This window comes from Ruminococcus sp. AF17-22AC (assembly GCF_003460065.1).
Lineage (GTDB): Bacteria > Bacillota > Clostridia > Lachnospirales > Lachnospiraceae > Blautia_A.
In genome coordinates this window covers 176,887-193,826 of the sequence record NZ_QRXT01000004.1, presented here as the reverse complement: position 1 = coordinate 193,826, position 16,940 = coordinate 176,887, and the positions used below count along the sequence as shown (strand labels likewise).

Below are 16,940 nucleotides of genomic sequence, written 5' to 3'. Positions count from 1 at the left end.
GCTTATTTCCTTCCATCCCACTTATTCTCGCAGACCATAAATTTACCGGATGCCTGAATCGGGATCTCATCTACATAAGTAATACGGATTTCTGCATCCTCGCCCAGATAGTGGCGGTAAGCTGCAAGGAGCTCCTCGACATTCAGTTTTTCTCTGTCTGCATTGACAAGCAGTTCGTATTCTTTTTCGCCCCACTGGATGCATCTGGCCTGATAAACCACTCCCTCAAATTTCAGAAGTGTGTTCATGAACACATGAATGGACAGTGGTTCGCCCTTTGTGTTATACATCAGAGATCCGCGTCTGCCATAGATTTCCACATATTTGCCATGGATGCGGCCTTTTTCATCCCGGTCGATTCGCATCATTCCTGTATCTCCGGTATCATAACGTACCATCGGGAATGTCTTATTGTAATAATCCGTCACAACGATTCTTCCGAGTTCACCTGGTTCTGCCGGTTCATCGCAGTCCATCTTAAGAATCTCCGGATAATAGTTAAACATATCGATGGAATATTCCGGATCTTCGCCAAGCTGAACCGCAATAAAACCATTCTCGTTATTTCCATAAGTTCGAACCGGAGTAAAACCAAACAGTTCCTTTGCCAGATCATATGTCTCCTGCGGAAGCGCCTCTCCCATTGTATAGATCATTTCGACCTGCCAGCGGCTGATGTCTCTTTTCGTTCTCTTCAGATACTGCGTCAGTGCAGTCAGTGCACTTGAATACGGAACGAGTACCTGAATCTTCTTTTTCTCAATATCCCGACAGATTTTTTCCAGAGACTCATCCCCCATATTGGAGATATCCACCATGATAAGATTATTTTTGAAAGATTTCCACTTACTGATCGTATTTTTTCCCTTTATCCACGCGCGGAATTCACCACGCTTCATTCCCATACGGAACCCATTCAGCTCCATGCAGGAGATAAAATTCATATTGATGCGGTTCATTTTGTCACCGTCACACAGTACCGTAAACGGTGTGCCTGTAGAACCGCTTGTGCTCAGACGGTAAAGTTTACCCTGTTCCTGATAATGGTCTACAAGAATCTCATCATAATGTTCAATAAAGTCACCTTTCGTCATGACCGGAAAATCTTTGAGTTCTTTCCATTCCGGATGTTTGCGGTAAAAGGAAGAATTTTTCTTTACATAATCGAGCAGGGTCTTCAGGCGGCGTTCCATATATTCTTCTGTTACACCTTCCACAATCTCCCGCTTATTCACTTCTTTTAATTTCTGCAGTTTGCCGCCCTTTGAGGCATCGAGCAGATTAAAAACAGTCCTTCTAAGTACTTCACCTGTATTCATCTTTACTTTCCTTTCCGTTTTGTGCTTTCACCAGTCCCAGAATGATCACAGCCGCCACACGCAGAATATTTGCACCAAGTGACGCATAGGCAAAGCCTGTCAGTCCATACATTTTTGCTGCCGGTATCGACACTGCAAGAAGTATTCCAAAATGTGCAATCTGTAGACCAAGCTGCCATCTCTCATCCGTGAATGTCAGCACAAGAATAAACAGAAACGCAGAATATAATCCAAGAATCTGCGCCAGATTTACAACAGTTACAATGCCTTTTACCGAATCATAGAGATTTCTGTAAAAGAGCCATACAAAAAGCGGTGTTCCCACCTGACAGGCAAGAAAGAATACAAAACTTACGATTCCTCCTGCAAGTGCTGCTTTGCCATACTGTGAACGCGTCAGGCGCTCTTTTCTTTTTGTAAGATAGGAAATCACGATCGTATTGATCGGTGCGATCAGAAGCACCAGAGTCTTCCCGATCAGTGAAGTCACATAGTACCATGTTACCTGCTCATTTCCAAGTACCTGACGTATCACAAGGCGATCAATATTCAACGTTGTATTCGTGACCAGATACGACAACATAAGGAAAAATCCACGGCTGAGTGCAGCAGAAAAAAAACTGCTCCTGTTCCAGAAATTATGAAATACATTTCCTGTAATTCCTACAAAAACAAGTGCGGCGCCCTCACCAATCAGATAAATCCATACCCATTGTCCGGTTACATAATATATTCCGAATCCTGCCAGATATCCGATTCCGATCAACAGATAATAAATGAAATATCTCCGGTAATTCAGGTTCAGACGATATTCCACATCTCCGTAATATCGAAAAACAGTCAGCATAAACATAATAAAAACGCCGACCGCCATCGCCATATTGGTAATGCTGTTCCTTGACATCACAAGAGCAGCCACACTTCCGATCGCGCCAAAGATCAGAAGCAGCCAGTCATAATCTCCGTTTGTTATCTCGCAGTCTCTGCGAACAACAAGGCGGCTTGTATTTAATGCCTGTCCCACCGACGGGCAGATGATTGCCACAAGACCGGTAATATAAAGAAGATTTCCAAGCTGCTCCGCTCCCATCAGCCGATTGAGAAGGGGTGTCACCACGATCTGCAGAACTGCATTCATCCAGAGCAGTCCGCCCATCGTATACAGGGTATTTACCGCAATTCCTTTTTTCTGTTCCCTGTTTTTCAAATCTTTACCTCCTGCATATCAGCCACAGAATCCTTTATGCTGCTGATACTTCTGACAGCGGTTTTCTATGTATTTACGTTTTCCGGAAGCAAGCACCGGAATCTCATCAACGATCTCGACTTTAATATGTGCTTCCTCGCCCAGATACGGACGGATCCTGCGAAGAATCTCCTCCTGATCCATCTTTTCCTGATCTCCGTTCAGCCAGATCGTATAATCTTTTACATCTTCCTGAATAAAACGATACTGTTTCACACCCTCAATATCCCAGAGATTATTCGTAATGATATATGGTGTGACTGCCTTGCCGTCGCAGTCATAGATCAGGTCACTACGCCGTCCGTAAAGCACAGACAGACAGAGTTTAAAACGACCGTTCTTTTCTTTGCGGACTGCCACCGCTGTATCGCCATTGTCATAACGAATGATCGGAAATGCATAGTTAAAAAGATCTGTAATCACGATTCTTCCGAGTTCTCCCGGTTCTGCCGGTTCATCAGAATCCATTTTTAATATTTCATAATAATAAGTTTCGGTATCAATATGATAGCCTTCATTGTCTTCATTCTGAAGTCCCATAATGCCGTTTTCTTCGTTGGAATACCATGCACGCACCGGACAGCCAAATTGTTCTGACAGTGTGCGGCGCACAGGTTCCGGCATCGTCTCAGAGATCGGGATGATCGCCCTTACCCGGAATTTACTGCAGTCCCGTCCGGTTTTTCGGATATATTCACTCAGCTCACCAAGTGCAGAAGAATATCCGACAAGACATTTGACTTTTTTCTTTTCGATCATATCGAGCATTCCGGCAAGCGCTTTGTCATCCATCCGGGAACTATCCATCATGATCAGATTTTCCTGAAAAAGGCGTAATTTGCTTTTGCGGACATTATTTACCCACACACGGATAAATGCTTCTTTCATTCCGATATAATATCCGGCTGCTGCCCCGAGAAAAATACCACCTGCAGTATTGTGACAGATCTTGTCTTTATTCTGGATCATACGCAGTGGTGTGCCGGTTGAACCGCTGGTACACATTATACGATTATCCTCTGCATCTTTATAAGTTGAAGAAAGAAAACTGTCATAATGCTGCCGGAACGTATCTTTATTTACTACCGGAAGTTTCTCAAGTGGTGTATCTTCCGGATAATCTTTATAAAAATCTGTTGTTTTTACTGCATGTCTGATCAGATTCCGGATTCTTTCTTCTGTCTCCGCAACAGAACTTCCTTCTTTCCACGCGTAGCGGATCCTGTCATAATATTTACGGGTCTGACCGCCACGCAGTCCATCCAGTATCCAAAATCCTGCCCACCGCAGTTTTTCATCTAAAATCATTTTATTTTACTCCATTCACTGCGTCTTTGATTGCGTTTGCCATAGCTTCCAGCATTTCATCTGTCATTCCCGGATATACACCGATCCAGAAAGTATCTCTCATGATACGGTCTGTATTTTCGAGTGTTCCGGCGATGCGGTAGCCTTTACCTGTTGCACGCATCTGGTCAAAACACGGATGTTTTGTAAGATTGCCCGCAAACAGCATACGCGTCTGTACCCCTTTTGCTTCAATCATCTGAACAATCTGGTTACGGTCTACACCCTCACGGCAGGTGATCAGGAAACCAAACCAGCTCGGTCTGGAATTCTCACATGCCTTCGGGAGAATCAGTTTGTCTTCTGTTCCTTTGAGTGCTTCTTTCAGATAATTGAAATTGTGAATTCTGCGCTCTACGAAGGATGGAAACTTCTTAAGCTGTGCACAGCCGACTGCAGCCTGCATATCAGTTGCTTTGAGGTTATATCCAAAATGAGAATATACATACTTGTGATCGTAGCCAACCGGGAGTTCACCATACTGGCGATCAAAGCGATGACCACAGAGATTATCCTGACCCGGTGCACAGATGCAGTCTCTTCCCCAGTCTCGGAAAGAACGTGCAATTCTGTTCAGAAGTGGATTGTCTGTATAAACAGCACCACCCTCTCCCATTGTCATATGATGTGGTGGGTAAAAACTGGAGGTTCCGATATCACCGATTGTTCCTGTCAGTTTATCCTCACCGTCAATCGTATAGACAGACCCAAGTGCATCGCAGTTATCCTCGATCAGCCACAGGTTGTGCCGATCACAAAACTCTTTTATTGCTTTCAGGTCAAATGGATTTCCAAGTGTATGTGCAAGCATGACAGCTTTTGTCTTCGGAGACCATGCAGCTTCCAGAAGGGAAGGATCAATGTTGTACTGTGGAATGGTCACGTCAACAAACACCGGTACGGCCCCATACTGGATCATTGGCGAAACAGTTGTCGGGAAACCTGCCGCAACCGTGATCACCTCATCTCCTGGAAGGATCTGACGTTCTTTCAGAAGTGGAGAAGTCAGCGTCATAAAAGCAAGCAAATTCGCGGAAGATCCTGAGTTTACCAGTGAGCAGTAACGCACACCTAGATATTTTGCAAATGCATGTTCAAATTCATTTGTATAACGTCCGGCTGTCAGCCAGAACTCAAGAGAGCTGTCTACCAGATTTACCATTTCTTCTGCATCGTATACCCTGGACGCATATGGAATACGGTCACCCTCCTGATATGGTTTTTTCTGATTATGATATTTGTTGCAGTAATTTCTTGTCATTTCCAGAATCTGTTCTCTGGCCTGCTGTTCTGTCATTTCTTCAAACATAATATTCTCCTTCTGTATTTTATTTTTCTATATAATATTGAAATTCTTCCTGCTGGAAAGAAATCGTATCTTTTAGTATATAATGTTCCCTGAACCATCGGTAAGTCTCAGGATCATTACGCTTCCATATTTTCATTGAGGATTTTCCGGTAAAGGCACCTCTGACTTCGGCGTGTTCCAGCTGATCTTTCAGTTCTTTCAAACTGTCCGGACGGACAAGCATATCACTGAAATCCATTGTAAAACATTCTGTTCTCCGCTGAAGCAGACTGTAGATCTCCGGTATATTGATTCCGAACGCCGGTGTGTTTTCCGGTACCATCTCAGCCACCTGAGCTGCCAGCCCTTCAAAATCTTCCATGTCGTGAAAATTTTCTTTTATCTGACTGTTCTGAGCAAACTGCAGCACTGTGCCTGTAGACATGGCAAGTACAGCGGCTGTACAGATCAGTCCGACTCCTGCCCGGAATACATGCGTCGATGAAATTTTCCCAAAATTTTTCCATTCTTTGTTTCTGATAAATCTAAGACCGTACTGGCCGAAATATGCCGACAAAATCACAGCCGGAAGAGCAACACAGTCCAGATTATGGTATGCCGGACGATTAATATAATAGACCAGACATCCAAGTGCACCTACGCTCAACAAAAATATAAGTTCTCTTTTCCAGCACTGTTTCTTTTCTTCCTGAAACCAGCCGGACAATCCCACAGAGGTTCCCATAAGGAACAGCGTGATCACCGCCATATAAGCACATGGATAAAGCGGCATATCAAGATGCAGAACCCCTTCCATATAATTGCTTGAAAGAAGCGGTACCAGAAAATCCTCCAGTGAATTCACCGGACTATGTTTCAGAATATTATACAGATTTACCGTACCATATGCACCCAGGACACTGAATACAATTCCTGCAACATGTACTGCTATATTTATAAGAAGCTTTCCGATCTTCACTCTGTTTTCTGAAAAATAACGGGACACATACATTGCCGCCCACGAGATCGCCAGAAAAATTCCTGTCTCCGTATTCCACAGAACTGCAAGCAGACAGATCAGATATCCCCCCGCCATGCTTATAAATCCCCGGTAGTTTTTCTTAAGGATCACAGCTCCATACAGCAGAAGAAGCATTGGAAAAACTATTCTGTGCGGCCATACCTGCCAGTAGTATCCCCCACGCATACCGAGTATTGGAAATGCGATAGCCAGCGCTCCTGCTATCCGCAGTGCTCTGCTTTCTACCAGAAGCTGCAGTGTCAGAAACGCACATACGTGTGCAAGTGTACCGACCATTGCAAGCATCATAACAAATGCCCTGAAATCCCCGTGCAATAATTTCATCGGAATCTTAAAAAACAAGGCATAATGTCCGTAAATACTGGTAACGTTGTGTGTATACGGCATTCCCTGATAAATATTATAGACCGAGTTGAAATATGCATGGCAATGATAGGAGTCACTCTGTTCTCCTCTGCCAAAAATATTCGGTGTATACATAGAGTACAGGATCAATACGGTAAGAACAACATAAGTCAGCCAGACGATCCATTCTCCATCACGTCCCGGAACGGAGATTTTTGCATACATCCATGTCAGAATGATCAGTTCTGCAAGAAACAAAATGATTCCAAATATAAGCGGATGTGTATGCCATCCATATCTCCCGGCTACTGAGCCCACCTGATCTGTCTCATTCGCCACACAGATTATCCAGAAAGGAATCTGCGAAAGAAGCAGCACAGAAAACAGGATTTTCTGCCCTGCCGCATTTCCGTCAGAATAGCTTTGTTTACCCTTCATTCTTCCGGTAAGCCCCATACATACCAGAAATGCCAGACAAAACAAGACCAATGTAATTCCATAAATTAAAATATGACTGTTTCCCAGTTTGCTGATTTTTTCCAGCAATTGCTTATTTGCAAAACATCCGAGAAAAAAGCAGGCCGACACCAGCCATGCCATCAGTCCGCTGAACATTTCCCGATTCTTTTTCATTACTCCTTTTGCTCCATTCTGTTTTTATCTAAAATATTCTTTTATCTGACGGTCTGTATATTCTGCCATATTTTCTCCGTCAAGCCATGCCTGATACCACTGTACTGTATATCGTACGGCATCTTTTACATGCCAGTGTGGTCTCCAGCCAAAAGTACTGCGGATTCTGGAGCAGTCCAGTTTGAGGAAATTTGCCTCATGAGGACCTCCCTGAAACAGATTTTTCCATGCTGCCTTTCCTCCCCATGCCTCACAGAAAAGATCTGCAAGCTCTCCGGTAGTAATGCAGTCTTCATCTCCCGGTCCTACGTTATAGGAACCGGCTTTTGATCTGTCCTGATATTGCACACCGGCAATCATCAGATATACCCCCAGCGGTTCCAGTACATGCTGATATGGTCTGGTTGAATGCGGATTACGCACGGCAATTTCCCTTCCGGACGCCATAGCTCTGACACAATCCGGAATGATACGATCTGCTGCAAAGTCGCCTCCGCCAATTACATTTCCGGCACGTGCAGTAGATACTGCAATACCTGCATCTTTAAGGAAAGCCTTTTCGTAACTGTGTGTAACCAGTTCTGAGCAGGATTTACTGTTGGAATACGGATCATAGCCATCCAGTTCATCCGTCTCGCGGTATCCCCATTCCCACTCATTATTTTTGTATACTTTATCTGTAGTAACATTCAGAAAAGAAGCTGCACTTCCTGCACTTCTTACTGCCTCAAGTATATTGACTGTACCCATTACATTCGTTTCATAAGTGTAGACCGGGTTCGCATAGGATTCACGGACAATCGGCTGTGCTGCAAGATGAAGAACAATTTCCGGCTGTGCCTCCTTCAGGACTCCCGTTAATTTAGAAAGATCCCGGATGTCTCCAATTACAGAATGCATATTTTTTTCGAGATCAAGCAGCCCGAAAAGCTCCGGATCTGTCGGCGGTTTCAGTGCATATCCCGTCACCTCCGCCCCAAGTCCGAGCAGAAGTCTGCAGAGCCATGCCCCTTTAAATCCGGTATGACCTGTAACTAAAACTTTTTTTCCTTTATAAAAATTGAAATCGAAGTTATTCATTTTTATATTGTCGCTCCTGTAAATAAATTCTGTGAGTATTGAAGCCTCACCTGTTTTCATTTTCAATATACTGCACCACTCTGCCAAATCCCTCTCTGATATCCACTCTGGCCTCCCAGCCCAGTGCCTGCAGCTTGTGATTATCAGGGATCCTCTCATGGCCAACCAGTGCCTTATTTTCTGTATAATTTTCAGATTCACTGCGCTGTTTGCAGATTACATGAAGATTTTTTTCCGGATAAATCTCCGTCAGACATTCTGCAAGCTCACGAATGCTTACAAACTGTGAAGTATTGCAAACGTTGTATGCCTCGCCCTCCGCACCATCAAACAGGATCTTAAAATAGCCGGCAACTGCATCTGTAATATAACAGAACGTACGCTTACCGGAGCCGTCACTTTTCAATACAATATCTTCACCTGCAACAATATTTTTTACAAAGGAAGCAAATACCCGAGGGTCATTCTGTATATCCATCGTCGGTGCATACGTATGTGCGATCCGTGCAATCCTGACCGGAACCTGATGCTGTACCCAGAATGCACGGCACATGGTTTCTGCCATACGTTTGCTTTCGCTGTAACAGTTATGTATGTCAAGTGTATCCATATGCCCAAACGCAGTCTCATTAATCAGGCCGTCAACTTTCGGTGTCCCATAAACGTCACATGAACTGAACAGCAGATAGCTCTTTACTTTTTTTGTTGTTGCAAGTTCAAGCAGATGATAATTTCCAATCGTATTCGGTTTCAATACATCCACCGGACACACGCTGTAATACTGTGGACTCGCCAGCGATGCAGCATGAATGATATAGTCCACATCTTCATCTATCTCTATCGGTTCTGACAGGTCATTTTGAATGATCTCTATACTGTCAAATCCCTCTATATTCCCAAATCTCTGCACAAATTTGTCCTTGTTTCGAACTACCGCAATCAGTTTTACATTTATATTTTTGACCGTTCTGACATACAGCAGAAAATGAACAATATAAGATGCCAGCATCCCATATGCACCCGTCAGAAGTACTGTACTTTTCTCCAGTCGTTCCCAGCTGTTATTGCGCGAAAAAATGTCCTCCATATCCTTTTGCAAGATCGGATTCATCGTGTATTTCCCCCTCATTTTCCAAAATCACATAATAATACAAGTATATTATACCCTTGTCCGCACATTTAATCAACAAGCAGAAAAATCCCTGAACTCCATTGGAATTCAGGGATTTCTCTGCCTTAAAACTTTTTATTTTTATTTTTCGAAGAGGTCTACAAGTTCCTGTCCATCCTTGTATCCGGCATCTTTAAGCTGTTCTACGAACCACTCATCTACACCGTCTACTGCTTCTTTGAAGGAATCGATGTCCATATCGTCTTTCTTTGTGAATGTTACACCATTCTTGGATTCCCAGCGGTTCATGATCTCTTCGTCACCGGAACGGTTGATGTAACGCTCATACTCTACGGCTTTCTGTCCACACTCGTCAACAACTGCCTGCTGCTCCGGTGTCAGAGTATCGTAAAGATCCTGGTTGATGCAGAAGAACAGACAATCATAGATTGCATCCCACATGGAACAGTATGGCTGAACTTCCTGTACACTTGCCGCATCGATTGCCGGCAGCGGGTTCTCCTGACCTTCTACTGTATTCTGCTGCAGTGCAGTATAGGTTTCGGACCAGTTCATGTTGGTCGCATCTGCGCCCCATCTCTTATAGCATTCCATAAGAAGGTTTGATCCTGCTACACGGATTTTTAGGTTCTTCATATCATCGACAGTTTTTACTTCATGTTTGCTGTTGGTCAGTTCACGGAAACCATTTTCCGCGATACCCATGCAGTGCAGACCGTAGCTTGAAAGAATCTCTTTGAGTTTTTCTCCTGCCTCGCCGTCAAACTTCGCATCTGCATCATCATAAGAATCATAGATGAACGGCAGAGATACAACATTGAATCTCGGGTCAAATGCAGAGTAGATCAGGTTGGAATGCATGGAAATCTGTACCGGGTCTCCGTTCATCAGCGCCTGAATACCTTCGGACTGGTTTCCGTTGGTAAGCTGGTCTGCTGCGTATACATTGACTTTGATCTTTCCGCCGGTTGCTTTTTCCATCAGTTCACCGAACTTACGTCCGCCTTCTGCCCATGTGCTTGTCTCCGTTGTGGAGCATGTAAAGTTCCATGTTGCTTCCGGCCAGTCAAGGTCACTGTAATCATCTACAGTATCCATGGAATCTTCTGTAAAGAGATCTACCAGATCCTGTGCATCATCATAGCCCTGACTCTCCAGTTCCTGAACAAACCAATCGTCTACACCATCAACAGCTTCTTTGAAGGAATCAATATCCATATCTTCTTTCTTTGTGAAGGTTACGCCATTGCTTTCTTCCCAGCGGCTCATGATCTCTTCGTCACCGGAACGGTTGATGTAACGCTCATACTCTACTGCTTTCTGTCCACACTCATCAACAACTGCCTGCTGCTCTGCGGTCAGACTGTCATAGATTTCCTGATTGATACAGAAGAACAGACAGTCATAGATTGCATCCCACATGGAGCAGTACGGCTGAACTTCCTGTACGCTTGCTGCATCGATTGCCGGTAACGGGTTTTCCTGACCTTCTACTGTGTTCTGCTGCAGTGCAGTGTAGGTTTCGGACCAGTTCATATTTGTAGCATCTGCCCCCCATCTCTTATAGCATTCCATAAGAAGATTGGATCCTGCTACACGGATCTTTAAGTTTTTCATGTCATCGACAGTTTTTACTTCATGCTTGCTGTTAGTCAGCTCGCGGAAACCATTTTCCGCGATACCCATGCAGTGCAGGCCATACTCAGAAAGGATCTCTTTCAGTTTCTCTCCGGCTGCGCCGTCAAATTTTGCATCTGCATCATCATAAGAATCATAGATGAACGGCAGGGATACAACATTGAATCTCGGGTCAAATGCTGAATAGATCAGATTGGAATGCATGGAGATCTGTACCGGGTCTCCGTTCATCAGCGCCTGAATACCTTCGGACTGATTTCCGTTGGTAAGCTGGTCTGCTGCATATACATTGACTTTGATCTTTCCGCCGGTTGCTTTTTCCATAAGTTCACCGAACTTACGTCCGCCGTCAGCCCATGTACTTGTCTCTGTTGTGGAGCATGCAAAATTCCATGTCATTTCCGGCCAGTCAAGATCACTGTAATCCGCGATAGTATTGAAGGAATCATTGTCGTCTCCGGCATCTTTGGAAGATGTGCTTCCTGTGTCAGAGGAGGACTGATCTCCTGTATAAGCACCGTTCTTTGCAAGTGCTTTCGGCAGAGCTGTGGAAGCGGCCGGAATATAAGTAATCACAAGAAGGACTGCTACAGAAGCAGCGATCATCGGCATGACTGCCTTTGAAATCTGCTGGAGAGTAACCTCCATGCCTTTTTTGATCTTGATACTGATCGCAACGAACAGGTTGACACCAACCGGCGGTGTTACCTGACCGATTGCAAGGTTGACAGTTGCCATAACACCAAATGCAACAACGTCATATCCAAGTGCCTTGCATACAGGAAGCATGATCGGGATAAAGATATACATAGCTGAGTTTGCATCGATGAAACATCCTGCGATCAGGAAAATGATATTTACGATCAGAAGGAATACGAACTGATTGTGTGCAATAGATGCAAGCAGTCCGGATGCAGCGTCTGCGATACCAAATTTCGTACATACATAAGAGAACAGGGATGCGCATGCAACGATCAGCATGATACCACCTGTTGTTTTTGCTGATTCTACAAAAATGTCGATCAGATCACGGAATTTGACTTCACGATAGATGACCATACCTACAAACAGACCATATACAACAGATACGGCTGCTGCTTCTGTTGGTGTAAAGATACCGCCATAGATTCCACCGAGGATGATGATCGGCATCAAAAATCCCCAGAATGCATCTTTAAATGTAGCCCAGCGTTCTTTTGCAGTTGCTTTTTTTCTGGAAGGCTGAATGTTGTGTTTCTTTGCTTCCAGCATAACAACAATTACAAGCGCAACACCCATCAGAATACCAGGTACGATACCTGCTGTGAACATATCAGCGATAGAAACACCTGTGATGGATGCATATACAACGAATGCAATACTAGGAGGTATGACGATCGCAATCGAACTCGATGTCGCCATCAATGCCGTGGAAAACGGCGCGGAAAATCCTCCCTGCTCTACCATTGCCGGAATCAGAACTGCACCAAGGGCAGCTACAGTTGCCGGTCCGGAACCGGAGATTGCTCCGAAGAAACATGCAACGATAACACATACGATGGCGATACCACCTTTTTTGTGGCCGACGCAGGTATCAACGAAGTCGATCAGTCGTTTGGAGATACCGGCTTTTGCCATGATGTTACCGGATAATACGAAAAACGGAATTGCCAGAAGCAGGAATTTACTGATTCCGGCATACATGTTGGTTGCCACGATCGTAAGTGAAGTTCCGGAGTAAATGATTGCACATACTGAGGAAAGTCCCAGGCAGATTGCGATCGGCACACCAAGGATCAAAAAAATGAAGAATGAAATAAATAAAACAGCACTGATCATTTATTTGTCCTCCTTTTCTTCTTTATATCCTGTGCAGAAATCCAGGCAGAACTCGATAAAATGAAGAATCATGCATCCTGCACCGATCGGTACGAAGGACCAGAAAATCCATTCCGGCCAGTTCAGCACGAAGGTTCTCTTACCGTTTGCAAGCTGGGTCATAACCTTATCCATACCATATTTAAAAAGAATTGCTGAAAAAACAATGCTCAGAACCGTGATCAGGATCACAGACGGTTTTTTCAGTTTTTCCGGGAGACGGTCAGTAAACAATGACAGACTGACCAGTTCACCTTTACGACATGCAAGTGCTGCTGCCAGAAGTGTGATGAGAACAAATACCGCTACAACCAGTTCTTCTGTGAATGACCATGAGCGATGGATCACTTTACGGGAAAATACATTTCCCACTGTCAGCACCAGGATCAGCAACGTAGATACAATCAGTACGACTTTTTCGACTGCTGCAAGTGCATTCATGAGTTTTTTGTAAACTTTCATACTCTCTTCCCCTTTTTTGTATTTTGTTCCGGTTTCAGACCTCCTGGTTTCAGATCTTTTGGGCATAAAAAAAACCGCCCCATCAGGGACGGATAGATATATCATTCCGCAACCACCCTGTTTCTCCATTGAAACAAGTACGATTCTGCAACGTACCGGCATACGCGTCTCCTGTAACGGGGAGCTACCGTGAAAACCTACTGGCGGTTCTGCAAAACGTTCGGTCTTCCTTCTCAGGGATGATATTCAAAACAGTTCTGTCGCTGCTTCCCACCATACACAGCTCTCTGTAGACAGTTTCCTCTGCTTCTACTGATTCCCTTCATAGAATTTACTCTTATGCTTTACCTTGCTAAAAGGTGACTTTATTTTACCTCTCATTTTTCTTCACGTCAAGAGTTTTTATGCACTTTTTGCACATAATGTCTGTCAGGGACAGATTCGGTAATTCTTTTTGCATTACACATAAGAATCATTTATACTGTAATTATCCTAAGCCCACAGGAAACGGAGGAATGCATATGAAAAAGAAACTAGATCATGCTGTTAATTACATATCCGCAATCTTGATGTTTATCTGCGCATTGGCAGTAAGCCTCAGTATTTTTCTGATCAATATACAGAGTTCTATCGACACCAACTCGCAAAATATCATGACCGATACTGTTTCAAGGCAAAGTGACCATATTCTTTCCATTCTTCAGATTCATTATGGATTTCTGAACAGTATCGCAGATAAGATGGGGCAATCTTCCGCGCTTCTGTCCGATGAAAATATGGAACTGCTTGTTTCCATGGCAGAAAATACAGACTTTGAACGAACAGCACTGATTGAAACGGACGGCACCGCTCATTATGATAACGGAGCCGAAAAAAATGTTTCACAGCGGTACTATTTTCAGGAAGCTATACAGGGAAACGAAACCTTAAGTGATCCACTTGAAAGCAGTATAGATAAAGAAACCCGCGTAATCCTTGGCGTCCCCGTTTATCAGAATGGTAATGTCATCGCTGTACTTGGTGGTTCCTATAATGTAACCGCTCTAAGCCGCATGCTTTTTAATGATGTATTTGATAATTCCGGATACAGCCTGATCGTTAACCAGCTGGGGGAGATCATTGCTTATGACGGTGATCCGGCTTACCACAAAATTACATATGGGGATAATTTCTTCAAGTTTTATGAACGCAAAAACTTATTATCCAATGCTACTTTGCAAAATGTCCGTCAGGACTTCCAAAATGGAACTGACGGAACCGTAAAGGTGCGTACAGCTTCCGACTCTGCTACCGCACAGTATCTCTCCTATACCCGACTCGGAATGAACGACTGGATGATCTGCTATGTAATTCCTGTTGCAAATGCACAGGGATCTTATGAGTTTATCAAAACTGATGAAAGTATACTTCTTGGTGTATTCCTGATTCTGGTTCTCCTTCTTGTTTTTTATGTTATCCGAACCAATCGCAAACAAAACGAAATACTTCTCAGAACTGCACAGCTTGACGGACTGACCGGTGCTTACAACAAACGCGCTACGGAAGAATATATCAACAGGATCCTGACACAGATGCCCAATGAAAAAGGCACTTTTGTCATTCTCGATATAGATAAATTCAAAGAAGTGAATGACCAGTACGGTCATGCTGTCGGTGATACGGTTCTCCATGAGCTCAGCAAAACATTTTTCCGTCATTTCCGGAAAGATGATATTATCGGAAGAATCGGCGGTGATGAATTTGTCATTTACATGCGAAATACAGAATCAAAGGAAATCGCCTCTGCGCGCATCAACAAACTGATTGAAAATGTCCGTAATCTTCCCTTCGAGGAAATGAACGGAAAGTATGTTACGATCAGTGTGGGCATTGCATTCGCTCCCGAAGCCGGCAGCTGCTATATGGATCTTTACAAAAATGCCGATACGGCCTTGTATGAAGCAAAACATAATGGCAGAGACAGATACCATGTGTACACACAGGTATGTAACCAGATAAAAAATTCTATATAAGCGAAAAACCTCTTCTGTCCGACAAATTGATAAGTCGGTGGAAGAGGTTTTCTTTTGTTTTTGCATATTCAGTTCAGATAATTATATACAGTTCTTGAAATCTCCCGAATACGCGGAAGTGCGTAATCCTCACTGCCTGTATTTGAAAATACACAGATTATGTAATCTTTTTTCTTTCCGTAGACAATCGCCATATCATGCTCAACACTGGATGTCTCGCCTGTTTTGTTTGCAACTCTGACTCCGGATGGAATACCTGACGGTATCTTCCATCTTCTTGTCTGGGCAAGTAAAAGGTTTCGCATTTCTTTTGAATATCTTGAAGATACACAGGTTCCATTGTAAATATGTTCCAGAAGAATGCCACAGTCTTTTGCCGAGGTGATATTGCTCCGTCCATCGCCGACTGATGCCGAAGATGCCGGATGTAATGTATGATGGCAGCCGGTTTTTGTGTATTTATTTTTCTCAAGATATCTATTAACAACAGATGCCCCACTCAAAAAACTTCTGGATGTACTGTTGTATTTAACCAGCTGATTGTATGCCTCGTTGTCACTTACTGTGATCATCTCGCGAAGAAGTCCTTTTATCGTGGAACTGTATGACAAGTTTCCCTTTTGAATCTGATCAAAAGTCGATGCCATTACAAAAGGTTTGATTATACTCGCAGAGTACATGGCACTTTCATTCAGATTGACCACCCCGCCAGTCTTTAAATCTTTCACATAAACTGACCATGAACCATAATAACTGTTCAACATCGTCCGCAGTTTTTTCTTCAGACTGCTGATCTCCATCTCTGCTTCCGTACATCTGCGCCCATCACAATCAACATAAACACCTTCTGATATTTTTCGGTTTTTTACGATTTTGCCATTTGCATTGAAATAGTATCCATATTTCCAGCGGTTTTCATATCGTTTCCCCTCAAAGCCAAGGAGATAGGTATATCCATTTATAGTCTTCCATCCGGCTCTCCTGTATAAGCTTCCATAATCTCCACCAAAATAATAAGTTCCTTTAAATCTCTTGCTACCAATCACGGTATTGACTCTGTAGAATCTTCTCCTCTTACATAAACAGCCCCTGCCGTCAAACATATAATAGCCGGATCTCAGTTTCTGCCCTGCCGGCACTCTGATGCATCGCATACCGGTTAATTTCTTTCCGTTTTTGTCTTTCAGCCACCAGTTATATCCTGTATAAATCAGGTAGTTTCCGGATTTATCCATAAGTTTGATAATTTTTCTGCTGGTTTTTTGATTACTGTTCGTGTTCTTCTTTGATGCGGCCTGTACCTGAACTTTCGTTGCCGCAGAAGATACGCTTGCGACCGCAAACATTGCCAACATCAAAAACAAGATGCCTCTGTAAATTCCTGCCCGGTGTTTATAGTTCTCTTTCACTTATGTTCCCCTTTTCATTTATATAATCAATATCTTTCTGCTTCAAATGAAAACTGCTCCGAAATCTGGAATTATCAAGTCTTTCAAATAGCTGGGCATACCATTCATCTTTTGTCATAAAAATTCACCA

At 43.5% G+C, this 16,940-nt stretch carries 12 protein-coding genes and 1 other annotated feature; of the genes, 1 reads left to right on the top strand and 11 read right to left on the bottom strand.

Annotation, left to right across the window (positions count from 1 at the left end; translation table 11 throughout):
• Window positions 1-2: 2 nt before the first annotated feature.
• The 9 genes from DWW86_RS08150 to DWW86_RS08110 form a co-directional block, all read right to left on the bottom strand.
• A complete protein-coding gene (locus DWW86_RS08150) occupies window positions 3-1,319 on the bottom strand; it encodes a phenylacetate--CoA ligase family protein (RefSeq protein ID WP_072522756.1) in 1,317 nt (438 codons plus the stop codon).
• Window positions 1,306-2,526, bottom strand: a complete 1,221-nt coding sequence (locus DWW86_RS08145; protein WP_117942797.1) for a lipopolysaccharide biosynthesis protein — start codon at window positions 2,524-2,526, stop codon at window positions 1,306-1,308. The genes DWW86_RS08150 and DWW86_RS08145 overlap by 14 nt, the downstream gene beginning before the upstream one ends.
• An 18-nt stretch (window positions 2,527-2,544) precedes the next feature.
• Window positions 2,545-3,873 (bottom strand): phenylacetate--CoA ligase family protein, encoded by a 1,329-nt coding sequence (locus tag DWW86_RS08140; protein WP_072522754.1) that lies wholly within the window; start codon window positions 3,871-3,873, stop codon window positions 2,545-2,547.
• A 1-nt stretch (window position 3,874) separates the two neighbouring features.
• Entirely contained in the window at window positions 3,875-5,221 is a 1,347-nt protein-coding gene (gene rfbH / locus DWW86_RS08135; RefSeq protein ID WP_072522753.1) for a lipopolysaccharide biosynthesis protein RfbH, read from the bottom strand.
• A gap of 19 nt (window positions 5,222-5,240) precedes the next feature.
• Window positions 5,241-7,220, bottom strand: coding sequence for a hypothetical protein (locus DWW86_RS08130; protein WP_072522752.1), 1,980 nt, complete (start codon window positions 7,218-7,220; stop codon window positions 5,241-5,243).
• A 24-nt stretch (window positions 7,221-7,244) separates the two neighbouring features.
• Entirely contained in the window at window positions 7,245-8,300 is a 1,056-nt protein-coding gene (gene rfbG / locus DWW86_RS08125) for a CDP-glucose 4,6-dehydratase (protein WP_072523433.1), read from the bottom strand.
• Window positions 8,301-8,346: 46 nt separating this feature from the next.
• Complete coding sequence (locus DWW86_RS08120; RefSeq protein WP_072522751.1) at window positions 8,347-9,411, bottom strand: NAD-dependent epimerase/dehydratase family protein; 1,065 nt, start codon at window positions 9,409-9,411, stop codon at window positions 8,347-8,349.
• A 141-nt stretch (window positions 9,412-9,552) separates the two neighbouring features.
• Entirely contained in the window at window positions 9,553-12,888 is a 3,336-nt protein-coding gene (locus DWW86_RS08115; RefSeq protein ID WP_117942796.1) for a TRAP transporter large permease subunit, read from the bottom strand.
• Window positions 12,889-13,389 carry a TRAP transporter small permease gene (locus DWW86_RS08110; protein WP_072523432.1) on the bottom strand — a complete coding sequence of 167 codons (501 nt, stop codon included), beginning with the start codon at window positions 13,387-13,389 and terminating at the stop codon, window positions 12,889-12,891.
• 81 nt (window positions 13,390-13,470) lie between these two features.
• Window positions 13,471-13,724: a binding site (T-box leader), on the bottom strand.
• Between the two features lie 186 nt (window positions 13,725-13,910).
• On the opposite strand from DWW86_RS08110, the gene DWW86_RS08105 reads away from it, so the two are divergent.
• Entirely contained in the window at window positions 13,911-15,401 is a 1,491-nt protein-coding gene (locus tag DWW86_RS08105; protein WP_117942795.1) for a sensor domain-containing diguanylate cyclase, read from the top strand.
• A 68-nt stretch (window positions 15,402-15,469) separates the two neighbouring features.
• Here DWW86_RS08105 and DWW86_RS08100 read toward each other — a convergent pair whose 3' ends face one another.
• Window positions 15,470-16,810 (bottom strand): serine hydrolase, encoded by a 1,341-nt coding sequence (locus DWW86_RS08100; protein WP_072522748.1) that lies wholly within the window; start codon window positions 16,808-16,810, stop codon window positions 15,470-15,472.
• Window positions 16,794-16,928 (bottom strand): DUF4186 family protein, encoded by a 135-nt coding sequence (locus DWW86_RS08095; RefSeq protein WP_353652683.1) that lies wholly within the window; start codon window positions 16,926-16,928, stop codon window positions 16,794-16,796. The genes DWW86_RS08100 and DWW86_RS08095 overlap by 17 nt, the downstream gene beginning before the upstream one ends.
• Between the last annotated feature and the right edge of the window lie 12 nt (window positions 16,929-16,940).